This window comes from Pseudomonas fluorescens, from assembly GCF_902497995.1.
Classification (GTDB): Bacteria; Pseudomonadota; Gammaproteobacteria; order Pseudomonadales; family Pseudomonadaceae; genus Aquipseudomonas; species Aquipseudomonas fluorescens_BK.
The window spans coordinates 39,196-64,649 of record NZ_CABVII010000032.1; the positions used below are offsets into that span (position 1 = coordinate 39,196).

At 57.8% G+C, this 25,454-nt stretch carries 22 protein-coding genes and 3 pseudogenes; 9 read left to right on the plus strand and 16 right to left on the minus strand.

The window, feature by feature from the left end; genetic code table 11:
• The first annotated feature begins 24 nt into the window (after nt 1-24).
• Nucleotides 25-1,491 (plus strand): helix-turn-helix transcriptional regulator, encoded by a 1,467-nt coding sequence (locus F8N80_RS27530; RefSeq protein WP_150744545.1) that lies wholly within the window; start codon nt 25-27, stop codon nt 1,489-1,491.
• Between the two features lie 229 nt (nt 1,492-1,720).
• Nucleotides 1,721-1,966 carry a DUF1652 domain-containing protein gene (locus tag F8N80_RS27535; RefSeq protein ID WP_150744544.1) on the plus strand — a complete coding sequence of 82 codons (246 nt, stop codon included), beginning with the start codon at nt 1,721-1,723 and terminating at the stop codon, nt 1,964-1,966.
• 380 nt (nt 1,967-2,346) lie between these two features.
• Here the strand turns inward: F8N80_RS27535 and F8N80_RS27540 are convergent, their stop codons facing one another.
• From F8N80_RS27540 to F8N80_RS27570, 7 genes and pseudogenes are all read right to left on the minus strand, one after another.
• Entirely contained in the window at nt 2,347-3,462 is a 1,116-nt protein-coding gene (locus F8N80_RS27540; protein ID WP_150744543.1) for a Gfo/Idh/MocA family protein, read from the minus strand.
• A gap of 338 nt (nt 3,463-3,800) precedes the next feature.
• A complete protein-coding gene (locus F8N80_RS27545) occupies nt 3,801-4,568 on the minus strand; it encodes an SDR family oxidoreductase (RefSeq protein WP_150744542.1) in 768 nt (255 codons plus the stop codon).
• Between the two features lie 139 nt (nt 4,569-4,707).
• Nucleotides 4,708-5,775, minus strand: a complete 1,068-nt coding sequence (locus tag F8N80_RS27550) for a phosphotransferase family protein (protein ID WP_150744541.1) — start codon at nt 5,773-5,775, stop codon at nt 4,708-4,710.
• A gap of 145 nt (nt 5,776-5,920) precedes the next feature.
• Nucleotides 5,921-6,886 carry a 2-hydroxyacid dehydrogenase gene (locus tag F8N80_RS27555; protein ID WP_150744540.1) on the minus strand — a complete coding sequence of 322 codons (966 nt, stop codon included), beginning with the start codon at nt 6,884-6,886 and terminating at the stop codon, nt 5,921-5,923.
• A 211-nt stretch (nt 6,887-7,097) separates the two neighbouring features.
• Nucleotides 7,098-7,535 carry a hypothetical protein gene (locus F8N80_RS27560; protein WP_150785128.1) on the minus strand — a complete coding sequence of 146 codons (438 nt, stop codon included), beginning with the start codon at nt 7,533-7,535 and terminating at the stop codon, nt 7,098-7,100.
• Between the two features lie 102 nt (nt 7,536-7,637).
• Nucleotides 7,638-8,157: pseudogene (locus tag F8N80_RS27565) on the minus strand (DUF4822 domain-containing protein).
• 262 nt (nt 8,158-8,419) lie between these two features.
• A complete protein-coding gene (locus F8N80_RS27570; protein WP_150744537.1) occupies nt 8,420-8,803 on the minus strand; it encodes a tautomerase family protein in 384 nt (127 codons plus the stop codon).
• 386 nt (nt 8,804-9,189) lie between these two features.
• Here F8N80_RS27570 and F8N80_RS27575 point away from each other — a divergent pair, with 386 nt between their 5' ends.
• On the plus strand, nt 9,190-10,470 hold the full coding sequence (locus F8N80_RS27575) for a serine/threonine transporter (protein ID WP_150785129.1): 1,281 nt from the start codon (nt 9,190-9,192) through the stop codon (nt 10,468-10,470).
• A 189-nt stretch (nt 10,471-10,659) separates the two neighbouring features.
• Here the strand turns inward: F8N80_RS27575 and acnB are convergent, their stop codons facing one another.
• On the minus strand, nt 10,660-13,260 hold the full coding sequence (acnB, locus tag F8N80_RS27580) for a bifunctional aconitate hydratase 2/2-methylisocitrate dehydratase (RefSeq protein WP_150785138.1): 2,601 nt from the start codon (nt 13,258-13,260) through the stop codon (nt 10,660-10,662).
• Between the two features lie 403 nt (nt 13,261-13,663).
• On the opposite strand from acnB, the gene F8N80_RS27585 reads away from it, so the two are divergent.
• Nucleotides 13,664-14,134, plus strand: coding sequence for a DUF1289 domain-containing protein (locus F8N80_RS27585; protein WP_150744535.1), 471 nt, complete (start codon nt 13,664-13,666; stop codon nt 14,132-14,134).
• A 142-nt stretch (nt 14,135-14,276) separates the two neighbouring features.
• Here the strand turns inward: F8N80_RS27585 and F8N80_RS27590 are convergent, their stop codons facing one another.
• Nucleotides 14,277-15,140, minus strand: coding sequence for a universal stress protein (locus F8N80_RS27590; RefSeq protein ID WP_150744534.1), 864 nt, complete (start codon nt 15,138-15,140; stop codon nt 14,277-14,279).
• A 158-nt stretch (nt 15,141-15,298) separates the two neighbouring features.
• Between F8N80_RS27590 and F8N80_RS27595 the strand changes: the two genes are divergently transcribed.
• Nucleotides 15,299-15,913, plus strand: a complete 615-nt coding sequence (locus F8N80_RS27595; protein WP_150785130.1) for a tRNA-(ms[2]io[6]A)-hydroxylase — start codon at nt 15,299-15,301, stop codon at nt 15,911-15,913.
• A 92-nt stretch (nt 15,914-16,005) separates the two neighbouring features.
• On the opposite strand, the gene F8N80_RS27600 is transcribed toward F8N80_RS27595, so the two are convergent.
• The 3 genes from F8N80_RS27600 to F8N80_RS27610 all read right to left on the minus strand — a co-directional run bounded on the left by F8N80_RS27600 (nt 16,006) and on the right by F8N80_RS27610 (nt 19,127).
• Complete coding sequence (locus tag F8N80_RS27600; RefSeq protein ID WP_191632997.1) at nt 16,006-17,505, minus strand: trypsin-like peptidase domain-containing protein; 1,500 nt, start codon at nt 17,503-17,505, stop codon at nt 16,006-16,008.
• Nucleotides 17,506-17,733: 228 nt separating this feature from the next.
• The gene (locus F8N80_RS27605) at nt 17,734-18,222 is read right to left on the minus strand and encodes a GFA family protein (RefSeq protein ID WP_150785132.1); all 489 of its coding nucleotides are present in this window, start codon (nt 18,220-18,222) and stop codon (nt 17,734-17,736) included.
• Nucleotides 18,223-18,260: 38 nt separating this feature from the next.
• Nucleotides 18,261-19,127: a LysR family transcriptional regulator gene (locus F8N80_RS27610; protein WP_150785133.1), complete on the minus strand. Its 867-nt coding sequence runs from the start codon at nt 19,125-19,127 to the stop codon at nt 18,261-18,263.
• A gap of 109 nt (nt 19,128-19,236) precedes the next feature.
• Here F8N80_RS27610 and F8N80_RS27615 point away from each other — a divergent pair, with 109 nt between their 5' ends.
• Both F8N80_RS27615 and F8N80_RS27620 read left to right on the plus strand, forming a co-directional pair.
• Nucleotides 19,237-19,650: a VOC family protein gene (locus F8N80_RS27615; protein ID WP_150785134.1), complete on the plus strand. Its 414-nt coding sequence runs from the start codon at nt 19,237-19,239 to the stop codon at nt 19,648-19,650.
• Between the two features lie 68 nt (nt 19,651-19,718).
• Nucleotides 19,719-21,005 carry an amidase gene (locus tag F8N80_RS27620; RefSeq protein WP_150785135.1) on the plus strand — a complete coding sequence of 429 codons (1,287 nt, stop codon included), beginning with the start codon at nt 19,719-19,721 and terminating at the stop codon, nt 21,003-21,005.
• 145 nt (nt 21,006-21,150) lie between these two features.
• On the opposite strand, the gene F8N80_RS27625 is transcribed toward F8N80_RS27620, so the two are convergent.
• The 4 genes and pseudogenes from F8N80_RS27625 to F8N80_RS27640 all read right to left on the minus strand — a co-directional run bounded on the left by F8N80_RS27625 (nt 21,151) and on the right by F8N80_RS27640 (nt 23,877).
• Nucleotides 21,151-21,768: a DNA-3-methyladenine glycosylase family protein gene (locus F8N80_RS27625; RefSeq protein ID WP_150785136.1), complete on the minus strand. Its 618-nt coding sequence runs from the start codon at nt 21,766-21,768 to the stop codon at nt 21,151-21,153.
• Nucleotides 21,769-21,813: 45 nt separating this feature from the next.
• Complete coding sequence (locus tag F8N80_RS27630; RefSeq protein ID WP_150744530.1) at nt 21,814-22,896, minus strand: bifunctional transcriptional activator/DNA repair enzyme AdaA; 1,083 nt, start codon at nt 22,894-22,896, stop codon at nt 21,814-21,816.
• A 65-nt stretch (nt 22,897-22,961) separates the two neighbouring features.
• Nucleotides 22,962-23,063: pseudogene (locus F8N80_RS32050) on the minus strand (arsenate reductase/protein-tyrosine-phosphatase family protein); the annotation flags it as partial.
• A 193-nt stretch (nt 23,064-23,256) separates the two neighbouring features.
• On the minus strand, nt 23,257-23,877 hold the full coding sequence (locus F8N80_RS27640; RefSeq protein ID WP_150744529.1) for a LysE family translocator: 621 nt from the start codon (nt 23,875-23,877) through the stop codon (nt 23,257-23,259).
• 282 nt (nt 23,878-24,159) lie between these two features.
• On the opposite strand from F8N80_RS27640, the pseudogene F8N80_RS27645 reads away from it, so the two are divergent.
• Nucleotides 24,160-24,448: pseudogene (locus tag F8N80_RS27645) on the plus strand (hypothetical protein); the annotation flags it as partial.
• Nucleotides 24,449-24,535: 87 nt separating this feature from the next.
• Entirely contained in the window at nt 24,536-25,108 is a 573-nt protein-coding gene (locus F8N80_RS27650) for a GGDEF domain-containing protein (protein ID WP_150744528.1), read from the plus strand.
• The last annotated feature ends 346 nt before the right edge of the window (nt 25,109-25,454 follow it).

Below are 25,454 nucleotides of genomic sequence, written 5' to 3' on the forward strand. Positions count from 1 at the left end.
CGCCGTCACACCCGTGGAGATGCAATGAGCCAGGACGTCCTGACCACCGAAACCAATCGCCGGCAGTTGCAGCAGATCATCGCGGGGCTGTCCGACGGGGTGATTCTGCTGGAGCTCGACCAGACCATTCTCTGGGCCAACGAGGCCGCGCTGGCCATGCACGGTGTCAGCCGGATGGGTGACCTGGGCGGCGATGCCAGGGAATACACCAGGCGCTTCGCCTTGCGCTATCGCAATCATCATCCGGTCCCGGTCGACCATTACCCGATCAGCCGCGTGGCGCGCGGCGAGACGTTCGACGACGTGCTGGTCGAGGTGATGCCGACCGGCGACGAAGAGCGCACCTGGGTTCACAATGTGCGCAGCATGCTGCTGACCGACAATGCCGGCGAACCGGAGTCGCTGGTGTTGATCATGGACGATGTCACCGAGTGGGCCAGCGCCGAGCAGCGTTTCGAAAAGACCTTCAACGCCAATCCGGCTCCCGCGGTGATCTGTCGTCTCAGCGATTTGCGCTTCATCAAAGTCAACTCCGGCTTCCTCGAGATGACCGGCTATGCCCGCGATCAGGTTATCGGGACCACGACCTATGAACTGGACGTGCTGGAAGGTGCCGAAAACAAGGACCTTGCCAAACAGCGATTGCGCGAAGGAACGACCATTGCACAAATGTCGGCGCAGCTGCGATTGCCCGACGGTGCCTGCAAACAGGTGATTGTCGCCGGCCAACCCCTTGAGCTCAACGACGAAGCCTGCATGCTGTTTTCCTTCGTCGACATGGAGCCGCGGCACAAGGCCGAAATCGCCCTGCGCCAGAGTGAGGAGCGTTTCGCCAAGGCGTTTCACCTGACCCCGGTGCCGATCCTGGTGTGTGGCGCCCATGATCAGGTAGTGATGGAGGTCAATAAGGCCTTTCTCGATACCTTTGCGTATTCCAATGAAGAGGTACTGGGCAAGACCCTCGCGCAGATCGATTTCATCCATGACAAAGGCGCTCGTACGAAGTTGTTCGCGGCGCTGGAGAAAACCGCAAGCCTGGACCGGATCGACGTGCGTATGCGTAAAAAAGGCGCCGAGGAGATCGACTGCGCAGTCTCCGCCGACACCGTGAACATCCAGGACAGCCCATGCTATTTGTTGGTGTTGATGGATATCACCGAGCGCAAGCGCACGGAGCTGGAGTTGGTGTCGGCCATCGAAGAGGTCATGAAAGACGCCTCGTGGTTCAGCCGCACGCTGATTGAAAAACTGGCCAACGTGAAGCATGTCAACTCGCCGAAATTGCCCAGCGTGTCCTTCACTGACCTGACTGCCCGTGAGCGCGATGTGCTCGGCCTGATTTGCGCAGGCCTGGCCGACAAGGAAATCGCCGCGCGGCTGAAACTGGCTCCTAATACCGTGCGCAATCACGTGTCGACGGTGTATTCCAAACTCGATGTGCACAGTCGCAGCGAGGCGATTGTCTGGGCCCGCGACCGTGGGTTGTTCTAGGGGGAGGGGCGAGTCAAGGGTTGGCGCCAAGGTGCAAATGCACTATACCTTGAGATGCAAATGGATGTTCTGGCGGGGTGCCGCAGTTCTTAGTCTGTAAGGGTGCGATAGAGGTCTTTGGACCGCTATCGCGCCCCCTTCGAAACAGCTCAAGGAACAGCCACATGCTTCGCCCATTCAAAACAGCGTCGGTCGACGGGGCCATCAACCAGCCCAGCGGTGAATCCCAATGATTCATCTGACGCAATTGCGCGCGCAACTGGAGCAGCAGTTTTCTCCTCGCGCTTGTGAGTGCAGCGTGTCGGGTGACAACTCGGTGACTGTGAAGCTCTATCACCCGGTATCCGGGCAGGTGGACCTGGTGGTCAGTGGGCTGAATGTGACGAACCTCAGATCACCGGAGGACGTGGCAGCTTTGGTTGAAGAGCTGCGGTATGAACTTGAGAGCACTACCTTGCATCGTCCCGAAACTTAGTGAACCTGCCTTTTCTGTTGCCGGCCCGTGGACTTTCCAGCGTTGTTTCGTTGTCACACAAATGTGTACATCACTTATCGCGGGCCAACCTATGAAAAGTCTTGGGAAACGCGTTTTTTCGCCACTGCCGCTTGCACTCTGCGCGGCGATACTCGGTGGTTGTGCCAGTCCTGCGCCGCCACCCCCCCTTGCTCCGCCGCCAGCACCTGTGCGTACCTGCCAGACCACTGAAAACATTGATGTGCAAGGCGACATGCGCGCGGAAGGGCAGGTGACCCGAAACACCACGCTGACCCGTTGCATCACTCAGTAACGGCGGATCAGCCTGTACATACCGCCAGCGGCTCCGTGCTGCTGGCGGGCGACCACTGAGGGGTCGTTCAGACATCCTCTATCCTGACCCAGCGCGACTCTCGCGCCGCGACGCGAATCGCCGTTGCCAGGCGTTCGACTTCCCACGCCTGCTCGAAATCCGTGCCGCCTTGACCGAGCCCGGCCAGTGCCATGACCAGATCATGCACTTCCAGGGTCTTGAGTTCGTTGTAGCCCAGTTGATGCCCCGCCGCCGGGCTGAACGCCGCGTAACCCGGCAAATTCGGCCCCGCCAGCAAGCGTTGGAAGCCGTCCTGCCCCGCGCGATAGAGACGCAGTTCATTCAACCGCTCTTGATCGAATGCCAACGTCCCGTGAGTGCCGCTGATTTCAAAACTCAGGTGATTCTTGTAGCCGTGCTTGAGCCAACTGCTGCTGAAGGTCCCACGCGCACCGTTGGCAAACCGCAGCAGGGCGTGGACCTGATCATCGACCGCGATGGTGCGCTGTTCCTGGCTGCCCGGTGTGGCGGGACGTTGCCCGTGCACGGTCTGGGTGTCGGCGCACACCGACTCGACATCGCCCACCAGATACCGGGCCATGGCCAGCAGGTGACTGCCCAGGTCCGCCAGCGCGCCGCCGGCGTGCCCGGCGTCGCAACGCCAGGACCAGGGTGATGCAGGATCGGCCATGAAGTCTTCGCTGAACTCACCCTGGAAACTGATGATATGCCCCAGTTCGCCGTTTTCGATCAGTTCCCGCGCCAGGCCGATGATCGGGTTGTGTTGATAGTTGTAGCCCACCCGGGTGACCACGCCTGCCGCTTTGGCCGCCAGGCGCATGGCATTGGCCTGTTCGAGATTGACCGCCAGCGGCTTTTCGCAATACACCGCTTTGCCGGCGCTGAGGGCGGCCATGGCCATGGGGTAGTGCAGGTGGTTGGGCGTGGTGATGGCGATCAGGTTGACCTTGGGATCGTCGATCAATGACTGCCAGTCGCTGTGGGCTGTTTCGAACCCCCAGGCGTCGGCGCAGTGGCGGGCGCGCTGTGAATCGGCGTCGGCCAGGGCGGCGAGTTTGAGCTTCAGGGGGAGTTCGAACACCGCACTGGCGTTACGAAACGCCAAGGCATGGGCGCGGCCCATGAAGCCTGTGCCGATGAGACCGATACCGAGTTCGCGCATAGCCGGGGTCCTTTTGGATTGTTGTTTTCAGGAAGGCTATTAATGGAATAAAAATTCCCATAATGCAATATGTGGAATAAATATTCACTTCGCACGAATATCGGTGTAGCTGCCGCACGTACTAAAAAGGCAGCCCTGAGGCTAATGTCAGTCAGTTAAGCTGCAGAACCTGTGGGAGCGGGCTTGCTCGCGAAAGCGGTGGATCAGGCGACATCAATGTTGACTGTGCCGCCGTCTTCGCGAGCAAGTCGGAACGCCGCATCGCCGCTCCCACAGGGATTTCGCTTAACTGACTGGCATTGGCCCTGAGGCTGCCTCTGGTCATGCGCAAAATCGAATCAGGACAGGAAACCACCGTCCACGTTCAACGACACACCGGTGGTGTAGCTGGACGCATCGCTGGCCAGGTAAAGCACGGCTCCCGCCATCTCACTCGGATCCGCCACACGCTTGAGCGGAATCTGCTGCAACGCAGTGTTCAAAATCGCCTCATTCTTCACCAGCGCCGAAGCAAACTTTGTGTCAGTCAAACCTGGCAGCAGGGCATTGCAGCGAATGCCGAACTGCGCGCATTCCTTGGCAAATACCTTGGTCATGTTGATCACCGCGGCCTTGGTCATCGAGTAGATGCCCTGGAAAATCCCCGGCGAGATGCCGTTGATCGAAGCCACGTTAATGATGCTGCCGCCGCCGTTTTCGCGCATCAGCTTGCCGGCTTCCACCGACATGAAGAAGTAGCCGCGGATGTTGACGTCCACGGTTTTCTGAAAGGCGCCGAGGTCAGTGTCCAGTACGTTGCAGAATTGCGGGTTGGTGGCGGCGTTGTTGACCAGGATGTCCAGGCGCCCGAATTGTTCCTTGATGCCGGCGAAGACCTCGCTGATCTGTTCCATTTCACCGATATGGCAAGCGACGGCGGTGGCTTTGCCGCCGGCGGCGATGATGGCGTCGGCCACGTGCTGGCAACCGTCGAGCTTGCGGCTCGAGACGATGACGTGGGCGCCTTGCTGGGCCAGCAACTTGGCGATGGCTTCACCGATACCGCGACTGGCACCGGAAACGAAAGCGATCTTGCCGTCGAGATCGAACAACTGGGTCTTGGACATGGGTTTTCCTTGTTAGGGTGGCCTGATGTGCAATCAAATAAACGCGTTATCGCTGTTCGTAGGAGCCAGGCTTGCCGGCGAAGGCGCTCTTAAGTACGCCTTCGCCGGCAAGCCTGGCTCTTACAAGTCCGTATTGTTATCAGAGGCTGGATTTGGCAATGACCTGCAAGCTCATCTGCTCCAGCAGTTTGTTCATGTGAATGAACTGCGCGAAGCGTTTGTCCTGGGTCTGACCATGGAAGAAACGGTAGTAGATCTGTTGCACGATGCCGGCCAGGCGAAACAGGCCGTAGGTGTAGTAGAAGTCGAAGTTGTCGATCTGGATGCCTGAGCGCTGGCCGTAGTAATCGACGAATTCGCGGCGGGTCAGCATGCCTGGCGCGTGGCTCGGTTGGCGGCGCATCGACTGCACCGGTGCCGGGTCGTCGGCTTCGATCCAGTAGGCGAGGGTGTTGCCCAGGTCCATCAACGGGTCACCGAGGGTGGTCAGTTCCCAGTCGAGCACGCCAATGATCTGCATCGGATTGTTCGGGTCGAGGATCACGTTATCGAAGCGGTAATCGTTGTGCACGATGCTCGACGTTGGGTGATCGGCCGGCATTTTGTCATTGAGCCAGGCCTTGACCGCTTGCCACTGCGGTGCGTCCGGGGTCAGGGCTTTTTCGTAGCGCTCGCTCCAGCCTTTGATCTGCCGCGCGACGTAACCTTCAGGTTTACCGAGGTCGCCCAAGCCATGGGCTTTGTAATCGACCTGATGCAGTTCGACGAACTTGTCGATAAAGCTTTTGCACAGGGCTTCGGTCTTTGCCGAATCCAGGCCCAGCTCCGGCGGCAGTTCCGCGCGCAGGATGATGCCCTTGACCCGTTCCATCACATAGAACTCGGCGCCGATCACCGATTCATCGGTGCAGTGCACATAGGCTTTGGGACAGTACGGGAAGCCGTCCCGGAGCTGATTGAGAATCCGGAACTCGCGGCCCATGTCGTGGGCAGACTTGGCCTTGTGGCCGAACGGCGGCCGACGCAGGACGAATTCCTGTTCGGGGTATTCCAGCAAGTAGGTGAGGTTGGACGCACCGCCGGGAAACTGGCTGATGGCAGGCTGGCCACTGAGGCCGGGAATACGCACCTTGAGGTATGGATCGATCAGGCTGGCATCGAGTTCTTCGCCGGAGCGGATACGGGTGGACTGGTCAGTAAGCGCCATGCTTATCCCTTCTGCTTATTCTGGAGGCCTGAGACTATTGGCTAATCTAATGCGCACACCCGACACCCACAACCACGAACAGCCCTTATAGGTGAGCGTGTTGCCGGGCAATCATTGGTTCTGATACAGCTGTTTGAATGACAGCCTATTGCACTGCCTTGGTCCGGGTTGCCGGCAGATCGATAGGAGTGAGTACCGGGTCTCCGGAGAAGAACGCCACCAGATTGCGACCCACCAGCTCAACGGTTCCCTGGGTTGCCTCAGGAGACAAACCGGCGACGTGCGGCGTCAGGATCACGTTGGCCAACGCCTTGAATGCATCCGGCACACGGGGTTCGGCATCGAAGACATCCAGCGCGGCACCGGCAATTCGTCGCTGTTCCAACGCGCTGATCAGATCCGCGGTGACGATGACACTGGCCCGGGCGATGTTGACGACGAAGCCTTTGGGCCCCAAGGCATCGAGCACTTGTTTGTTGATCAGGTGTTTGGTGCCCAGGCCGCCGGGGGTGGCGACAATCAGAAAGTCCGACGCACGCGCCAGCTCGGTGGGCGTCGAGCAGAAACTGTAGGGTACGTCGCTGCGATGCTGGCGATTGTGGTAGCTCACCGTCATGTCGAAGCCGTGAGTCGCGCGTTTGGCAATGGCCATGCCGACAGCGCCGAGGCCAAGGATGCCCAGGCGTTTGCCCGCCAGGGAAGGGCGCATGATTTTTGGCCATTCGCCGCGGCGCACGGCGGCGTCGCAGCGGGGAATGTCGCGCACCAGTGCCAGGAGCATGGCCATGGCATGGTCGGCGACCGATGACGCGTTGACCCCGGCGCCGTTGGTGACCGTGATGCCCCGGTCGGACGCGGCTTGCAGGTCGACCTGTTCGTAGCCGGCGCCGATCACGCAGATAATCTTGAGATTGGGCAGGGCGGCGATTTCATCGGCATACAGCCCTAATGGACCGCGAGTCAGCACCGCATCGATCTGACCGCCCTGCCGGGTGATGGCCGCAGCGCGCTCGGCGGGCGTCGGGGCCAGAATCAGGTGGAAGCCCTGATGCTCGAGAATCGGCAGGTAATCATTGATGGTTTCAACCAGTACCAGAACGGTTGCGGGCATTACTCTGCTCCTGTGATCGTGACGTGTCGGGCGTGAAAAACATTTTCAGGGTGCTGATTCCCAAGCGGATTGGCAATGGTCGCCAATCGCAGAGACGGTGTTTTTTAGTCTGGACCGCTTCCTGAAAGAAGCAAACTCGTGGTTCAGGGCAGACGGAGCCGATGTCACGTCACCGGGCAGCACACTGCAAATACAGTGTGCTGCCGCAGCGTCACTGGGCAGTTCGCTGCTTTAGTACTCTGTCTCGTTCCGCCAGTGCAATCGCTTTGGCATCATAGGTCGGATAGAACTCGGTCCTGAAACTTCCCCATGCTGTTCTTTCAAATGCAAGATTTACTTCTACCAGGCGGGAGGCCGGGAAACGCAATGTGACGATTTGGCCGATACCCATCACGGTATTCCAACTGACGACCTCTACCCCCTCAGGTGGAAAGGCCTCGTAGTATCCTTGCTTTTCAAGTTGGGTCTTCAGTTCAGGCAAAGATCGTGATTGATCGTGCTTTAAAAAGACGGTCAGCATGATGGCGTTATCTGGCGTGGCAACGGCATTTTTTGCGGGGGAGGGCGTAGTGGATTGCGCGTTGGCAACGGAGAAAGCCGAGGAGATGAGTAGCGTAGATACCAGTAATGTTTTGAGAGTTTTTTGCATGTGGAATCTCCCTGTTTTTATAGGTAGTAAGGTGTGTTTGAAGCGACCGCGTTATATTGGCATCATGAATGGAATCGTTAGGTGCTGCAGGGCTGAACGGTTTCAGTGGATATCGGTATCTGGCTTGATGGCGGATTTTGTAACTACTGCTCCGGTGTAGGGAGCATGAACGACATAGATGCGTACCGGCGGGTTATTCTCTTTCATGTCACGGGGCACTTCGCGAGAATAGGTGAACTCATTGGTGTTCAACGTTTCCAATCGTCTGGTGATGGCTTTGGTTGGTCCGACATCGGGCACTAAAACGTGGGTTTTTTTATCGCCCGTGACAAAAAAATAACCGCCACCTCCATTGTTGTATTTTGATTCTCCCGTGTCGGTGTAAAAGAACTCATAGCGATTGCGTTCGGGGTCCCATGTCGATATTCCGACCACCCCGGGATAATTCTCTTTTACATCCGTTTGTGGATCGCCCTCTATAGACCTTGGTGGTCAGCCACCGAGGAGAGGAGGCCATGTCCCGAATATCGGCAGTGGCAGGGGCTTGTTGCGCGAAGCTGCTGAGCGGGCACAACAATGCCGCGGCAAACAGGAGTGTAGACGTAATATTATTTTTTTGCATACGGATAACTCCATGGTTGATGGGGGAGTCGCGCGCTATTAATCATTCCGATTCAATGCTTGAAAAATATAATCTGGAAATGTGGGTTGTTCAATGGTGGGTAGTTGCTTGTAACAATTCAGGCTTCTAGTGTTTAAGAAACAGTTTGTCGTACTTGTTTATCGATGTGTTGTCTGTAGGAGTTTTCCTGTGTGTAAGTATTGCAAGAGCAGTATCGTTTTTTCAGTGACCACTCCTGTCAGCTAAAACAGGCAAGCGCAGATCAGATGGCGTACTGGGCAACTCCGTTGCCGAACGACCAGTTCTCTTTTTTCACTTCTACCAGATTGATGAACACATCTTCCAGTCGAACCGCCAGTTGCGCATGCAAACTGTCAACGATGGTTTTATAGAGCAGCTTTTTCTGTTCGACGGTGCGACCTTCGCTCAGCGTGATTTGAATCACCACCAGGTTGTCGGTGCGGTTGATACCCAGGTACCCGGGATCGAAGATGAAATGCTGTTCATCGTGCTCGGCGAGAATCTGGAAATTATCGTTCTCCGGCACGCCAATGGCGCTGTGCATGGCGGCGTAGATCAATTGCCCGACACGTTTGGCGTAACCGGGGTCTTGATGCTTCCTGATGTCGACGCGAACGAGTGGCATGGCATGACTCCACAAGTGAGGGCCGCGGGAGGACAGCTGAGTTGAACATACATCAGGTTGAAAACCTGGCCAATGGGTTGTTTAAGCAACCTGTTTTATTCGGACGCAAGGGGGCCATCGATCTGGTTGGGAGCGAGCCTGCTCACGAAAGCAGTGGGACAGGCGCAATCCGCTGAATGTGCCGCCGCCTTCGCGAGCAGGCTCGCACACAGGGGTACATCTGCGTCTGTCATCCGATCCGCACCACCGCTCCTCAGCTAAGTCTTTGCTTCTGTTCATTAATCCCGGACAATCGCGCCCCTGTTTCGGTCAGGGCGCTGCCTGTCGGTTTTTTCCGACTCGTCCTGACCGGGTAGCAAATGACCGGAATGCGGAGATCCCACCGGATGAATGATCAGGCCAATAGCGTCGACGAACGCTATGTAGCGGCGACACCAGCAAGCCTTACCCGCTGGAATCGCCATGACACCACCTGGATGCTGGGCCTGTTTGGCACAGCTATCGGGGCTGGCACGCTGTTTTTGCCGATCAATGCAGGTCTGGGCGGCTTCTGGCCGTTGCTGATCCTGGCAGTGTTGGCGTTCCCTATGACGTTTTACGCACACCGTGGCCTGACCCGTTTTGTACTGTCCGGACGCGAAGGCGCGGACATCACCGAAGTGGTGGAAGAGCACTTCGGGATCAAGGCCGGCGCGCTGATCACCTTGCTCTACTTCTTTGCGATCTTCCCGATCCTGCTGATCTACAGTGTGGCCCTGACCAACACCGTGGGCAGTTTTCTCGAGCATCAACTGCACATAATGCCGCCACCGCGCGCCGTATTGTCGCTGGTGCTGATCCTTGGCCTGCTGGCCGTGGTGCGTTGCGGCGAGCAAGCGATCATCAAGGCCATGAGCCTGATGGTCTATCCGTTCATCGTGGCCCTGCTGTTTCTCGCGGTGTTCCTGATTCCGCACTGGAACGGCGGCATCCTGGCCACCGCGTCCACGCTGCCTGAACCTTCGGCGTTGTTGCACACCTTGTGGCTGGCGATTCCGGTGATGGTGTTTTCGTTCAACCACTCGCCGATCATCTCGGCGTTTGCGGTGGACCAGAAACGTCGTTACGGCGATCACGCCCAGGAGCGCAGTTCGCAGATCCTGTCCCGGGCCCACGCCTTGATGGTGGTGATGGTGCTGTTTTTCGTGTTCAGCTGCGTGCTGACCCTGTCGCCGGCGCAACTGGCCGAGGCCAAGGCGCAGAACCTGTCGATCCTGTCGTACCTGGCTAACCACTTCAGCAATCCGACCATCGCCTTTGCGGCGCCGTTGATTGCGTTCGTGGCGATTTCCAAGTCGTTCCTCGGCCACTACATTGGTGCCAGCGAAGGCTTGAAGGGGCTGATCGTCAAGAGCGGCAAGCGTCCGGCGCCGAAGACGCTGGATCGCATGACCGCGGCCTTCATGTTGGTAGTGTGCTGGATTGTTGCCACCCTGAATCCGAGCATTCTCGGGATGATCGAAACCCTGGGTGGTCCGGTCATTGCGGCGATTCTGTTTTTGATGCCGATGTACGCGATCCGCAAGGTGCCGGCGATGGCGCGCTATCGTGGTCAAGCCTCTAATGTCTTCGTGACGGCGGTAGGCCTGGTGGCGATTTCGGCGTTGATCTATTCCCTGAGTGCTTGAGAGACCTTCCAGCACGCTGAATACCCCCGTAGGAGCGAGGCTTGCCCGCGAAGAACGATAACGCGGTCCAGCAGTTTATCCGCGTGATGACCTTCGCGGGCAAGCCTCGCTCCTACAAGGGCTCGGGTACAGGCATAAAAAAACGCCGCACATCTCACGATGGGCGGCGTTTTTTATTGCGTTGCAGCCTTAGGCTTGAACGACCGGGATGTTGGCGTTCGCAGCCGCTTCACGGAACTCGGCGATCTGGTCGAAGGACAGGTAGCGGTAGACATCGGCCGCCATGCTGTCGATCTTGCCCGCGTATTCCATGTACTCCTCGACGGTCGGCAGGCGACCCAGGATGGAAGCCACGGATGCCAGCTCGGCCGAAGCCAGGTAGACGTTCGCGCCGTCACCCAGACGGTTAGGGAAGTTACGGGTCGACGTCGACACAACAGTCGAGTTCGGCTCAACACGTGCCTGGTTACCCATGCACAGCGAGCAACCCGGCATTTCCATGCGAGCGCCAGCCTTGCCGTAGATGCCGTAGTAGCCTTCTTCGGTCAACTGGTGGGCGTCCATCTTGGTCGGCGGCGACAGCCACAGACGGGTTGGCAGCTGACCCTTGACCTGTTCCAGCAACTTGCCGGCCGCGCGGAAGTGACCGATGTTGGTCATGCACGAACCGATGAACACTTCGTCGATCTTCTCGCCAGCAACGCTGGACAGCAGACGGGCGTCGTCCGGGTCGTTCGGCGCGCAGAGCACAGGCTCCTTGATGTCGGCCAGGTCGATTTCGATGACTTCAGCGTATTCGGCGTCAGCGTCGGCAACCATCAACTCTGGGTTGGCGATCCAGGCTTCCATCGCTTGAGCACGACGTTCCAGAGTACGTGCATCGCCGTAGCCTTCGCCGATCATCCAGCGCAGCAGGGTGATGTTGGAGCTCAGGTACTCGGTGATCGACTCTTTCGACAGCTTGATGGTGCAACCGGCAGCCGAACGTTCGGCCGAGGCGTCGGACAGCTCGAAAGCCTGCTCGATGCTCAGGTTGTCCAGGCCTTCGATTTCCAGGATGCGGCCGGAGAAGGCGTTCTTCTTGCCTTTCTTCTCGACGGTCAGCAGGCCAGCCTGAATCGCGAAGTAAGGAATGGCGTGAACCAGGTCACGCAGGGTAACGCCCGGTTGCATCTTGCCTTTGAAGCGCACCAGGATCGATTCCGGCATGTCCAGCGGCATCACGCCGGTGGCAGCAGCGAACGCAACCAGGCCCGAACCGGCCGGGAACGAAATGCCCATCGGGAAACGGGTGTGGGAGTCACCACCGGTGCCGACGGTGTCCGGCAGCAGCATGCGGTTCAGCCAGCTGTGGATGATGCCGTCGCCCGGACGCAGGGAAACGCCGCCGCGGGTCATCATGAAGTCTGGCAGGGTGTGGTGGGTGGTCACGTCGATCGGCTTTGGATAAGCCGCGGTGTGGCAGAACGACTGCATCACCAGATCGGCCGAGAAGCCCAGGCACGCCAGGTCTTTCAGTTCGTCGCGGGTCATGGGACCGGTGGTGTCCTGGGAACCGACGGTGGTCATCTTCGGTTCGCAGTAGGTGCCTGGACGCACACCGGCTACGCCGCACGCCTTGCCGACCATTTTTTGCGCCAGGGTGAAACCCTTGGTGCTTTCGATCGGGGCATCCGGTTTCTTGAACAGGTCGAACGCTGGCAGGCCCAGTTCGGCGCGAGCCTTGTCGGTCAGGCCACGGCCGATGATCAGCGGAATACGACCGCCGGCACGGACTTCGTCCAACAGCACCGGGGTCTTCATTTCGAAGGTGGTCAGGACTTCGTCGGTGCCGTGCTTGCAGACTTTGCCAGCATGCGGGTACAGGTCGATGACATCGCCCATGTTCATGTTGGTGACGTCGAATTCGATCGGCAGGGCGCCGGCATCTTCCATGGTGTTGTAGAAGATCGGAGCGATCTTGCTGCCGAAGCAGAAGCCGCCGGCACGCTTGTTCGGCACGTAGGGAACGTCGTCGCCGAAGAACCACAGCACCGAGTTGGTGGCCGATTTACGCGAAGAACCGGTACCGACCACGTCGCCAACGTAGGCGATCGGGAAGCCGGAGTTGCGCATTTCTTCGATCTGCTTCATCGGACCGATGGAGCCTTGTACGTCCGGCACAATGCCTTCGCGGGCCATTTTCAGCATGGCCAGGGCGTGCAGCGGGATGTCCGGGCGGGACCAGGCATCCGGGGCAGGGGACAGGTCGTCGGTGTTGGTTTCGCCGGTGACCTTGAACACCCGCAGGCTGATCTTGTCGGCCAGTACAGGGCGGTTCTTGAACCACTCGCCGTCAGCCCAGGATTGCAGTACGCCTTTGGCGTGAACGTTGCCGTTCTTGGCTTTTTCCGCCACGTCGTGGAACGCGTCGAACATCAGCAGGGTGTGCTTGAGTTCTTCGGCCGCCACTGGCGCCAGTTCGGCGTCGTCCAGCAGGTTGACCAGGGTCACGATGTTGTAGCCGCCCTGCATGGTGCCGAGCAGTTCAACAGCGCGTTTCTTGTCGATCAGAGGGGATTGGGCTTCGCCTTTGGCGATGGCGGAGAGGAAGCCGGCCTTTACATAGGCAGCTTCGTCCACTCCAGGCGGAACGCGATTGGTGATCAGGTCAACGAGGAAAGCTTCTTCGCCAGCCGGGGGATTCTTCAGCAGCTCGACCAGGCCTGCAGTTTGTTCGGCGTTAAGCGGCTGGGGAACGATACCCAGTGCTGCGCGCTCTTCGATATGTTTGCGGTAGGCTTCAAGCACAGTTATTACCCTCATCAGTGGTCCCATCTGGGTGTCCGGGACGCTCATCCCGAAATGGCCGTACTCATGCGCTGCGTGGCGTTGTGGGCCACTTAGCCAGAATTACAGACCATTCCTTACAGAAGCTGCTTTCAAAGTTTTACGCCTGCAGAACGGGAGCTGATGAGGGTTGGCGTTGGGCTTTTCCCCGCTGGAAAAACCCTTCGCCAACACCGCTCTGAAGGAACGACTGTGCTCGTGACGCTTTGAAAACAGCTTCTAACGGACATTGGCGCCTTAAAAGGCTGGCTGATTCTACGGGAAAAAAAAATTAAAGGTAAGTTAGGGCCTGAATTTTGAGGGGTGATGAATGTTAGACAAAGGGCTAACATGCCCACCTGTTCTGCTTTCCCGTGTTCTCCCTATGCCCAATCAGACCATCAAGACCCCCTGCGTCGGCCTTTGCTCCACTGTTTACGGTGATCTGGTGTGCCGTGGCTGCAAGCGTTTCCACCATGAAGTGATCAACTGGAATGGTTACAACGAGCAAGAAAAACGCGCGGTGTGGCTGCGGCTCGAGCAGTTGCTGTCCCAGGTGATGGCCAGCAAGCTGGAGGTTTTCGATCCCCAGCGCCTGCGATTGCAGCTGGAGCAGCGCAAGATCCGTTTTGTGCCGCACCAGTCGGAGTATTGCTGGGCTTATCAGTTGATTGCCCGGGGCGCGCGGGTGATCAACAATCTGGAAGCCTACGGGATGGTGCTGATGCCGGAGTTTCGCGACTGGAACCTGCCGGAGCTGCGTGATGCCATTGATCGGGAGTTCTTTTTGCTCTCCGAGGCGCATTACCAGCGCTACATCGCACCGGGGTTCCTCAGGGACGCGTTCGGCGGCTAAACCTTAGAAGCTTCGCGAGCAAGCCCGCTCCCACATTGAATCTCCATTGGACACGAAATTGTCAACGACTTAGATCAAATGTGGGAGCGGGCTTGCTCCGGGCGGCGTTCCGACGAAGGCGTCCTGACCGGCACCGAAAATCTCAATGCTGGGTCACAATCTCCTCCAGATGATCCATGACCGTGTCCGGCTTCAGCACCAGCACATCGCTCTCCACCGCATCCAGCACTACTTCCGCCGTATTCCCGATCAATGCCCCGGACAACCCGGACCGTGCCACGGTGCCGATCACCGTCACCGACGCACCCAGCGTGTGCACCATATACGGAATCAACACATCCGCCGGGCCTTCCGCGATATGCAGGTGCTCGTCATCGATGTCGAACTCGGCCTGAAAGACCTTGCACTGCTCGCGATAGCGGGCCTCGATGGTTTCGCTGAGTTGCAACGTCGGGTCGGCCGCCGACAGCATGGGCGACGGATGGGCACTGACCACATGCAAATGGGCTCTGGCCAGGCTGGCGATGTCATAACCGTGATCGACGATGCTGGCGTGCAAGGTGCGGTGTTCGCCATCGGTATTGCCGACGTCGATCGCCGCCAGAATGACCCCGCCAGTCCAGGGTTTCGAGGTTTTGACCAACAGTACCGGGCTTGGACAGGAGCGCAGCAGTTTCCAGTCTGCCGGGGTCAGCAAGGCCTTTTTCAACGGGCTGTCGGGGTAATGCTGTTTGATCACCAGCCCGCAGCCTTCCGCCTGCTGCACGTCGACGATGGTTTCATGCAGGCTTTCATTCCAGGCCTGCTCGGTGGTGACGCTGAAACCGTCCTCCAACAGGGCGGCCTTGAGTACGCCCAGCATGGCGCTGTGGTCATGCTTGCGGTCACAGACCAACAGGTGCAGATGGGCCTGGGTCACACCGGCAATCAATTTGGCCCGTTTGAGCGCCAGGCTTTCCGAGTGTTCGGGTTCGAGGACCACCAGGATGCTGCGAATGGCTTGCATGATCGGGATCTCCAGGAAGGTAAAGATACGCGTTGGACAACTATAGTTGCTGGCCGGGCATTCGGGACTTGATGCATATCAACGGTCGCGGCTGGTGGTCTGGCGGCAGGCCGGTATAATCGGCGCCCTTCGTTTTGAACCTCTTATCCGTGAGCCCCATGATCCTTCCCGACATTCACCAGTTTCTCGGCTGCCGAACCCCCGACGGCTGGGTCCAGGCCGCGCTGGCCGACCAGGAAACCCTGCTGATCGATCACAAGAACTGCGAATTCAAGGCCGCCAGCACGGCACTGAGCCTGATTGCCAAATATCACTCCCATGTCGATCTGATCAACCTGATGTCGCGCCTGGCCCGGGAAGAGCTGGTGCACCACGAACAGGTCATGCGGCTGATGAAAAAGCGCAAGATCGAACTGCGTCAGCTGTCTGCCGGGCGTTATGCCTCGGGTCTGCGCAAAGTGGTGCGCAACCATGAGCCGGTCAAACTGGTGGACACCCTGGTGGTCGGTGCGTTTATCGAGGCCCGCAGCTGCGAGCGTTTCGAAGCACTGGTGCCGCATCTGGATGAAGAGCTGGGCAAGTTCTACTTCGGCCTGCTGAAAAGCGAGGCGCGGCATTTTCAGGGTTACCTGAAACTGGCCTACCAGTACGGGGACGCCAAGGACATTGCCCAGGTGATCGACAAGGTCCGTGCCGCCGAGCAGGCGTTGATCGAGTCGCCGGATGTGGAGTTCCGGTTCCACAGTGGTGTGCCAACGCCTGCAGTCAACTGATTGACATTGAAATCAACCCCGCCAGCCGCGGTCAGGCTGGCGGGGTCGATCATCAAGAATGGCTCAAGAGCAATGTGCACACTGTGAGCCATTCAAGGCAAAGCCAGCAGGTCAGAGCGAACATCTGAGGCGCGGTCGCTTAGATCGTTGTTTCTACTGCACAGCGTCAAGGGAAGTTTCTCGGCTTCAAAAGTAATAGGTTCAAAGGTTCTAGCATAGTCTTCGATCGGTATTTTATTACAGTCTGTCTCGTTGGTCGGGCCTGTGTAATAAAGCGTGCCAAAATACTGTGGTACTGAATAACGCCATTTAACCTGATAATTCCAGTCGGCGCTCAATGTGATAGTCGGCTCCGGCATTCGCACCGGCGTTCTCTCGATAAGTTGTGCAGGGGTGACCCAGGCGCTTTTCATCAACTCGATACTGGGTCTGTGATCCGCAGACTCGACACCTATGATGCAGAGAAAGTACATGCCCGGCTCTCTGCTTATAGGTGCATTGATAACAGCGTCAGACGCCTCAATGGGAGCGCTGTAGTCATGGGGAGACGAACAGTGCGTGACGTCACGTGTGGTTTTGAATCGGTAGTAGGGTGTGCTCAGGGAGAATGTTGCCTGTAAAACCGGATCCGGACTGTCTTCATCCTGGGGCATCGCCACGTATTGCGTAGGCCACGTCGTGTCGGTCACCTGGAACGTACGGTGAAGGGTACAGGCGTTTGAGGCACCGGTGAAAACGCCATCGCTGAAGCAGCTGGATAAATAATCCACTGGATGACTGTAGTGCGTATCGGAGGACCACTGGGGCTGCCCGTTTTTCACTTCGCATGGGGCATCGTCAAAACATTGCTGGTCAATCGTCGCGCCATGGGTACTCGTTGCCATCACACTGAGGATATGCCCGCTTTGTCGGTCCAATACGGGGCTTCCCGAAGAGCCGGATCGTATTTCCCGGCAACGATTTTTCAAGGTGTCGAGATATGAGCGGTCGCCTTCAACCAGGGCAGCGCCCGTGGGTTCCTGGGAGCAGGCCGCCAACCGCAGCCCTGACTCCGGGAGCTCGTTGGGCACGCCGACAATCAGCACATCGGCCGACACCTTTGGCCATGCCGATGCCAGCTGGAGTGGAGTCACTCCATCTTCGAGCACTGTGGCTAGAGCAGCATCCAACGCGATGATCGCAAGATCGGTATGCTGATAATCCTTCCAGACCGTTTTGTCGATTTTGTAGTTTTTGTAAGCGTGCGGCGTATCGTTGAAGTAATTGAACTTCACGGTTTGTTCAAACGGCTCGGCGGCCTGGAGTTCACTGGCGTTGAATGCACAATGTGCAGCGGTGAGCAAGTAAGCCGGACCGACCGCATTATTGTCTTTGTCCCGTGTATCCAGCAGGCTTGCGGTGCAGGCGGGGGCATCATCCCGGAATATCTTGCCAATGCCATTCCAGTGACTGTAGTTGTTGTTTTGATTTTTTAGCAATATCGAATTGGACTCGTTGGCCAGTCCTTCGCCGAGATCGGCGGCAGCAATGCATGTCGATAAAAATAGTGTTCCAACCAATGGGCATAATGTTTTAAAATGTGTGTTGTTCATAACCATTCCTTGGTTAATTTCCGATGTTGACGCTAGAGGGTGACTTCATAGCTAAAACGCGGGTGTGCGCAAACCAGACAGTAAGAGCTTCGACTTTACGCGGCAAGGTTCAAAATCAAGCGAAGGGGGATGAATGATTTCGGTCCTTTACAGAACTGGAGCAGTATTGCGCCTGGCAACGACGCCACTGTGCGTTCATCGCTGCTGCTGTAGTCAGGCGCGCCCGCTTCAGCGGCTCAAACCCAGGCGTTCATGCCATTCGGCGATCGACTCTTCGGGATAGCCATCGAACTGCTTATCGCCAGGACGCACGTCGACTTCCACCCACGGCGCCCTGGAATCGAGCAACAAGTGCGTGTGTTCCAGCGGCACCGGCAGCGGGGTGTCGATGGCTGACGCGAACGGGTGGATCAACGCCGGCCACTCGGGGCTGAACAACCACAGGCCGGAGCCGCAAAGCGAGCAGAAATGCCGCTCGGCGGTACTGCGGTGGGCGCGCGTGGCGCCTTCTTCCTTGAGTCGCGCGTGGTAAATCGCAATATGTTTGCGGCCACGCACTTTCAGGCTGGCGGCATCACCCGCAATATTGATCGAATAACCGCCCCCGCCCTGAGTCTTGCGGCAGATCGAGCAGTAGCAACGCTGGTACGGGTAGGGGTGGGCACTGGTCAAACTGAATGACACCTCGCCGCAATGACAGGAACCTTCGAGTTGCATGAGAACCTCCGACGATATGAGTGCGCGTTGGTTTCAATTCATTTTTGGTTCGTTGATAGTACTTTGCCCAAAACGCTCATCATGTTGGGCCTGTCAGTCTGAACATGGCTGATCAGCGCAATCTCTCGGTCATACCGGTCGATGCCTACCCAATCCACAGCGCACTTATGGCCCCAATGTTCAAAGCCAGACCAATACGGCACAAGGCTCACGCCAAGACCTTCGGTTACGAGCATGGCAATTGTCTCCAGTGCGTCCAGATCCACCAGTGGCGTCGGCATCAAGCCATTGTCCGCCAAGTAATGCTCAGCATGGCGTCCGCCCCACGAATCTGGGTCGTATCGGATGTAGGGATGGGTTTTCAGTTGAGCAAGGATACTGTCCGAGGACTTTTCCTTCGATAGAAAAACCAGAGGTTCCTTTCGAAGTGACACCAAATGCAAAGCTTTGGGCAATTCAAATGGGGGAACTACCAATATGGCAGCGTCCACTTCGCCTGAAAGAAGTGCTTGATACAACGAACGCGATGTTCCCGGCACAATGACTGGCTTGAGACCCGGCGCTAATTCGGTCAGGGCCCGCAATGCTCCGGGTAGCAAACCGGTCAGAACGGTCGAAATAGCGCCTATTCTCAATTGTCCCGTAAGCCCCCCAGCGTCGGCGTCTCCCGCCAGTAACGCAATCTCGCGAACGATACGTTTAGCTCTGGGCAATAGGCCAAGACAGGCTTGACTCGGCTTGGCTGCGTGCCCGACGCGAGACAGCAGTTCAAAGCCGAGTTGCCGCTCGAGCGCGAGAATTCGCTGACTGACCGCTGCTGCCGTCAACCCTTCCACGCGCGCAGCATGTGCTATCGAACCGCATTCCACGACAGTGATGAGGCTTTTCAGATAACGGGTATCCATAAGAAATACTTTTGATGGTAGTAAAAACTACATGCTATCTCTTTGCATGGAAACGGCACAAGATTCCTCCGGTTCAGTCGTTTCCCCCGGTGATTTTTAGGAGCCACCTATGCAGTCGATTTTTCATTGTGCTATTCACGTCCGCGATTTGGAGCTTTCCCGCCGGTTCTACTGCGATTTACTGGGTTGTGAGGAAGGTCGTAGCACTGATACATGGCTGGACGTCAATTTTTTCGGGCATCAGTTATCGTTGCACTTGGGCGAACCCTTCCCAGTGAGTAATACAGGACAGGTGGGCGATCACAGGGTGCCGATGCCCCATTTTGGTGTGATATTGAAGATGGCGGACTGGATTGCCTTAAAAGATCGTCTGATCAAAGGCGAAGTGAAATTTGTCCTCTCTCCTGACATTCGTTTTCCAGGAGCGCCTGGTGAGCAAGCAACCCTGTTCTTTCTAGATCCTGCCGGGAACCCTGTCGAAATAAAAGGTTTCGCTGATTTGCAATCGGTTTACGCGACTTGAAGTTGTCCAGGGCGGTGTAATTCCAGTCAATGTCCTTCAAAAAGTGACTAACGCCAAAAAGGAGCGATATGCACAATTTCACTCATGCTGATGCCACTGCCATTTCGGAATGGGTTCGTTCGGATGTCGTGAGCGCAGAGACGGTAGCCGAACACTTTCTTGAATGTGTTGAGTCGCGGGAGCCGAGTATAAAAGCTTTTGTTTCGTTCGAGCCGGACTGGGTGCGCTCTCAAGCTGGCCAATTAACGAAGCGTAAAGCGAAAGGTCTCCTGGCAGGTGTTCCAGTGGGTATCAAAGACAACTATGACACCGTGGATCATCCCACCCGTTTTTACTCTCCGATCTATGATGACAACTGTCCATCGCGCGATGCCCATGTCGTCTCACTTCTGCGCCAGGCCGGAGCAATCATTATGGGCAAGACCCATACCACCGAATTCGCTTACATGCATACCGGCCCTACCCGCAACCCACACGATCTTGACAGAACCCCTGGAAGCTCCAGTACCGGATCGGCAGCAGGGATGGCGGCTGGTTTTTTCCCGATCGCCTTGGGGACGCAGACGGCCGGATCATTGATTAAACCCGCATCCTACTGCGGACTTTATGCTTTCAAGCCTTCGTATGGGTTGGTTCCTCTCGAGGGGGTCAAACCATTAGCGCCGAGCTTCGATACGGTGGGCTGGTATGGCCGCTCCGTTCGTGACCTGGAGCTGATGGCTCAAGTCTTGATTCCCGGTTTTCCGATGGTCACTCATGAACGCCATGTACGGTCGTTCGGCTTTTGTCGTACGGCCCGCTGGGATCAGGTAGACGAGGACGTGGCCAAATCACTGGAGGCCGCTGTAAAAGATCTGCAATCGGCAGGGCATCAAGTGAGCGAGGTGCTGCTGCCTGAGGAATTTGCCGCTGTATTTGATGACCATCTGCTGATAAACGATTGCGAGGGAGCTCGATCATTCTCCAAAGAACTGCAAATGCAACCGGACAAACTGAGCGAAGAGCTGTTAGCCATGTTCGAGCGCGCCAGTCTGACGACCTGGGAGCAAGAGTCGGCGGCACAGAAGCGTTTAGCGAAGTTAGCCATTGTTTTGGAAGAAATATTCCAGCCATTTGACGCCGTCCTGGGTGCGAGCTGTGGCATCGTCGCCCCGTTGGGCCTTGGAGCGACCGGACCTTCCGATTTCAGCAAGTTCTGGATGGCATTTGGATTGCCTCAAATCAATATCCCTCTGGTCAGGAACACAGGGACGCTTCCAGTAGGGCTTCAAATGATCGGAGGCTTTAGAAGCGACAGCAATCTGTTGCAAGCGGCGGAGCAGGTTGATGCGGTGCTCAGGGGGGCCGACGCCTGAAGCCGTGTGTTGAATGTGCTGACGCCTTCACTGCGGTGCGGCGATCCGACAAGCCCGCTCCCACAAGGATCTTTGTGTACCTGACATCTATGATCGCCGCATAACCTGTGGGAGCGAGCCTGCTCGCGATGAACGATAATGCGGTCTACCGTCCAGGCACTCGCCACAAATACCAGGAGGCCACCGTCCGAAACGGACTCCAGGCCAGCCCGATCTCGGTCATCTGCTTGCGACTCGGCTGCACCTCCAGCCCCTTGAGCCGCCGATAACCCTCCCGCACGCCAAAGTCATCGGCTGGCAAAATATCCGGCCGCTCCAGGCTGTAAATCAGCAGCATCTCCACCGTCCAGCGGCCCACCCCGCGCAGGGTGATCAAGCGCTCGATCAACGCCTCATCCTCCATGGCCGGCGCCGTGGCGTAATCCGGCACCACGCCATCCAAAGCCGCTTGAGCAATACCTTGAATGGTCGCGATCTTGCTGGTGGAAAACCCGCAACTGCGCATCTGCTCAAACGCTGTTGCGATAATCTGTTCGGGCCTGGGGAATGTTGCCGAAGGAAATAGTGCCAGCAACCGACCGACAATCGCGTCCCCGGCCTTTGCATGCAATTGCTGATAAGCAATCGCCCGCACCAGCGATTCATAAGGATCGCGAGCCGCATGGGGCTGATGCAGGCAGGGGCCGATGGCGGCGATGTGGCGGCGCCAGTCGTCGTCGATGGATGCCAGAAACTCGGTGGCGGGCAGGTATGGATCGGGCATGGAAGTCAGCTTGTCCTTCCTGATGAGGTTCATCAACGGCGTGGATCAGAACGCCAGTTGTTCGGTGAGCTGCACCGCGGCTTGTTCCAGCCTGAGCAGAAACGCCTTGCGCGGTTGTCCTCCACCATAGCCGGTCAGCGAGCCGTCCGCACCGATCACCCGGTGGCAGGGCAAGACAATCGAGAGGCGGTTGTGTCCGTTGGCCAGGCCCACGGCACGGCTGGCGCCAGGTTTGCCCAGTTTCGCGGCGATGGTGCCGTAGGTGCTGGTCTGGCCGTAAGGTATTTTCGCCAGCTCGGCCCATACCTGGCGGGCGAATTCGCTGCCCGGCAGGTGCAATGGCACGTTGAACCCGGTCAATTTGCCGGCGAAATACTGCGCCAGTTCCTCTTCGATCTGGCGCAAATGGCCGTTGTGCCCGGGCGCCACGGCATAGCCGTAGCGGTGCTGCAATTCTTCGACTTCCCGGGTGAGTGCCGGCCGGTCAAGAAATTCCAGCAACACCAGCCCGCGGCGTTCGGCCATGGCGATCATCGGCCCCAGGGGTGTGGTCAGGCGAGTGAACAGCAACGGTTCACTGTTGATGGCACGGCCGGGAGTGATGTGAAAGGATTTTTGAAACGCATCGCGGAATCCGCTGAGGGATTCGTAGCCCGAATCGAACGCTGCGTGGTCAATGGAGTCGCCCTGCTTGATGCCACCCAACGCCATGCCGAGGCGGCGGGTGCGCAGCCAGGCGTGGAAGGTCATGCCGAAATGCTGCTTGAACCAGCGCCGCAGTTTCAGCGGCTCGATGCCTTCGGCCAGCAACTGCGCATCGCTCCAGCGCAGGTCGGGATCGGCGTCCACCGCCGCGAGCAGTTTTTGCACCCAGTCCGGCGCGATCGCCGCCGCGTCCAGCGGCTTGCAGCGCAGGCAGGCGCGGTAGCCCGCCGACAGGCACTCATCGGCCTGGGCGAAGAACTCGACATTCTCCGGCTTCGGCTTGCGCGCCGTGCAACCGGGACGACAGAAGATGCCGGTGGTTTTCACCGCAGTAAAGAATACCCCCTCGTAGGCGGTGTCTCGTTCGAGCATGGCGCGAACCATCTCGGCGTGGGGCGGAAGTGCTGCGTTGTGTAGGTTCATGGGCTGAGCATAAGGCGCGTCACCCGACGCCTCCACCGGAAAATCGACAGAGAATTGCGGCCAGGCGCCGCGGCCAGGTGATTGAACAGGGCTTCGCTCAATACACTGCGGCAGCTGTTGGCGGTGCACATGAAGAGGATTGTGGTTTGAGCGGGGCGTGTGTTCATTGGCGCGACTCTAATATATGGATATCCGAATGTACGTATATTAATGCAAATTGCCAATGCCTATCCATCAGAACACCCCCAGATCAACTGTGGGAGCGGGCTTGCTCGCGAAAGCGGTATGTTATTCAACAGAAATGTTGAATGTGTCGCCCCCTTCGCGAGCAAGCCCGCTCCCACAGTTGATAGGGGCTATTCAAGCCCGCCGTGCCATCAGCAGCACCGAAGCTGCCGCCGACAACAATCCCGCGCAGCAACGGTTGAATATCCGCTTGCCCCGAGGCTGCGCAAACCAGCGCCGCATGTGCAGGCCCATATAGGCGTAGGCGCCGATCGCGATCCATTCCAGCATCAGGAACAACGCGCCCAACACGGCAAATTGCGGGGTGATTGCCTGGGTCGGGTCAACGAACTGTGGCAGGAATGCGGTGAAGATCAGGATCGCTTTCGGATTGCCGGCCGCCACCAGAAACTCCTGTCGCGCCAATCGCAGCGTGCCCACTGGCGCTCCCGCGACATTGTCTTGCGTCCCTGGATTGGCACGCCATAACTGCCAGGCGAGATAGAACAGATAGGCCGCGCCGAGGATCTTGATCCCGTAGAACAGCAGCTCAGAAGTTTGCAGCACCACCGCCAGCCCCGCCGACGCGAGGGCGATCATCCCGGCAAACGCCAGCAGCCGGCCGATGCCGGCGACGCACGCCGTGCGGTAGCCGTAGCGAGTCGAATTGCTGACCGATAGCAGGTTGTTCGGGCCTGGCGCCATGTTCAGGGCGAAGCAGGCGGGGAGAAAGAGGGAGAGGGTGGCGAGGTCCATGAAGAGGCTCCTGAAACAAGAGCGATATTTTTATCACAGGCGTGGAAAGTTCGACCGTACAGTGTTGAACGTCAGTCGCGGTACAGGCCGCCTGCGTAGATCGACAAGTTCGTCATGAACCTCCACTCGGCCTCTCGAGGTGCGTGCACCGCAACAGCCAAAGCGAGGCGGCCTTTGTATGACCGGTGGTCGATGAACATGGGCCCGTGGGGAAAATTGCGCTTAGCTGAAGGGATAACCCGAGGCTCCTGTAGGCCCACCGACCTTTGTCGGAGGTATGAGATGAAACGACACCTGCTTCTTGGCGCGGTGGTGTTGATCGGCCTGATCGTCTACGCCGAGCATCTGTTCGCTGATGAAAAGGAGGCAGTGAAGGCATTCGATACCGCACAAAAGGTCTTCCAGAGCCCGTGCTGCCAGAACGGCCATATCCCCGGTGATTCACCGTTGCAGTTCGACGCCGGCATTCCCCAGGTGATGAATGTGGTGCGGGGGCATGGAACGCAAGAGCGCTGCCGGTTTGCCCTGTACCACCTGCCATGCGGAACGCAATCCACCGGCCAGCCAGGGTGGAGGGTAGTTGACCGGCGGTCCGTTAACCGGGAGTCAAACCGGGTATGGACCACTCTAAAGGACATGCCCGCCAATGGAGTGTGTAATGCTGATTCCAGTCAAACACAGCGCTGGTGCAGACCCCTTGCGCACCCCTTTGCAAGAGCGCGAATTGCTGCGTGAGCTGGCCCGCAAGGCCGAGCAAGAGCTTATGGGAGTGCAGATGTCGAGCATGGATGAGCTGACGCTGCTCTCCAATTGCCACGGTTTCACGGCGCTTGCCCAACGGGGGCTGGCCGCCTGCCGGCAGTTGGGGCGGCCAGCGACCCTGCTGTTTTTCGACCTCGATGACTTCAAGCACATCAATTATCTGTATGGCCGTGCCGAGGGCGACGACGCCCTGAAAACTTTCGCGGATGTGTTGCGCATCGCTTTTCGTGAAAACGATGTGATCGGCCGGCTCGGCGACGATGAATTTGTTGCGTTGTTGACCGGCTCAGGCTGGGTGGACATCGTCCCGATCAAGGCGCGCCTCGAAGAAATGCTCGACGAGCGCAACGCCACAGTGCATCGCGGTTATGACATTCGTTTCAGTATCGGGCAGATCGAGTACGACCCCATTGTTCATCACTCGATCGATGAACTGCTGAGTGAGGCTGAAAGGGCGTTGCACGGGTAGCAGGTGTTGCAAGTGGTGTCTTGTCCGGCCTTTTCGCGAGCAAGCCCGCTTCCACATTTGGCCTGTGGTGAACACTGAATTGTGTACGGCGCGGATCCCATGTGGGAGCGGGCTTGCTCGCGAAAGCGGTTGATCATTCAACATTGATTTTGCCTGACACGACGCCTTCGCGAGCAAGCCCGCTCCCACATTTGACCGAGTCTGTGCTGAATTTCTGGCACAAAAATCTATGGTCACCCCCATTTTTGCAATACTGATTAACGGGTGGTGTGGTTGGCTTGCTTAAATCTATCCGGCGTCTGTTTGGGGCATGCCCCAGCGCCACGATGAGAGTCGCGCCTGACGG

Bases quoted from the DNA above. Each gene is read 5' to 3' on its own strand.
- F8N80_RS27530 (WP_150744545.1), top strand. From the start codon at position 25: ATGAGCCAGGACGTCCTGACCACCGAAACCAATCGCCGGCAGTTGCAG.
- F8N80_RS27535 (WP_150744544.1), top strand. From the start codon at position 1,721: ATGATTCATCTGACGCAATTGCGCGCGCAACTGGAGCAGCAGTTTTCT.
- F8N80_RS27540 (WP_150744543.1), bottom strand. From the start codon at position 3,462: ATGCGCGAACTCGGTATCGGTCTCATCGGCACAGGCTTCATGGGCCGC.
- F8N80_RS27545 (WP_150744542.1), bottom strand. From the start codon at position 4,568: ATGTCCAAGACCCAGTTGTTCGATCTCGACGGCAAGATCGCTTTCGTT.
- F8N80_RS27550 (WP_150744541.1), bottom strand. From the start codon at position 5,775: ATGGCGCTTACTGACCAGTCCACCCGTATCCGCTCCGGCGAAGAACTC.
- F8N80_RS27555 (WP_150744540.1), bottom strand. From the start codon at position 6,886: ATGCCCGCAACCGTTCTGGTACTGGTTGAAACCATCAATGATTACCTG.
- F8N80_RS27560 (WP_150785128.1), bottom strand. From the start codon at position 7,535: ATGCAAAAAACTCTCAAAACATTACTGGTATCTACGCTACTCATCTCC.
- F8N80_RS27570 (WP_150744537.1), bottom strand. From the start codon at position 8,803: ATGCCACTCGTTCGCGTCGACATCAGGAAGCATCAAGACCCCGGTTAC.
- F8N80_RS27575 (WP_150785129.1), top strand. From the start codon at position 9,190: ATGAATGATCAGGCCAATAGCGTCGACGAACGCTATGTAGCGGCGACA.
- F8N80_RS27585 (WP_150744535.1), top strand. From the start codon at position 13,664: ATGCCCAATCAGACCATCAAGACCCCCTGCGTCGGCCTTTGCTCCACT.
- F8N80_RS27590 (WP_150744534.1), bottom strand. From the start codon at position 15,140: ATGCAAGCCATTCGCAGCATCCTGGTGGTCCTCGAACCCGAACACTCG.
- F8N80_RS27595 (WP_150785130.1), top strand. From the start codon at position 15,299: ATGATCCTTCCCGACATTCACCAGTTTCTCGGCTGCCGAACCCCCGAC.
- F8N80_RS27600 (WP_191632997.1), bottom strand. From the start codon at position 17,505: ATGAACAACACACATTTTAAAACATTATGCCCATTGGTTGGAACACTA.
- F8N80_RS27605 (WP_150785132.1), bottom strand. From the start codon at position 18,222: ATGCAACTCGAAGGTTCCTGTCATTGCGGCGAGGTGTCATTCAGTTTG.
- F8N80_RS27610 (WP_150785133.1), bottom strand. From the start codon at position 19,127: ATGGATACCCGTTATCTGAAAAGCCTCATCACTGTCGTGGAATGCGGT.
- F8N80_RS27615 (WP_150785134.1), top strand. From the start codon at position 19,237: ATGCAGTCGATTTTTCATTGTGCTATTCACGTCCGCGATTTGGAGCTT.
- F8N80_RS27620 (WP_150785135.1), top strand. From the start codon at position 19,719: ATGCACAATTTCACTCATGCTGATGCCACTGCCATTTCGGAATGGGTT.
- F8N80_RS27625 (WP_150785136.1), bottom strand. From the start codon at position 21,768: ATGCCCGATCCATACCTGCCCGCCACCGAGTTTCTGGCATCCATCGAC.
- F8N80_RS27630 (WP_150744530.1), bottom strand. From the start codon at position 22,896: ATGAACCTACACAACGCAGCACTTCCGCCCCACGCCGAGATGGTTCGC.
- F8N80_RS27640 (WP_150744529.1), bottom strand. From the start codon at position 23,877: ATGGACCTCGCCACCCTCTCCCTCTTTCTCCCCGCCTGCTTCGCCCTG.
- F8N80_RS27650 (WP_150744528.1), top strand. From the start codon at position 24,536: ATGCTGATTCCAGTCAAACACAGCGCTGGTGCAGACCCCTTGCGCACC.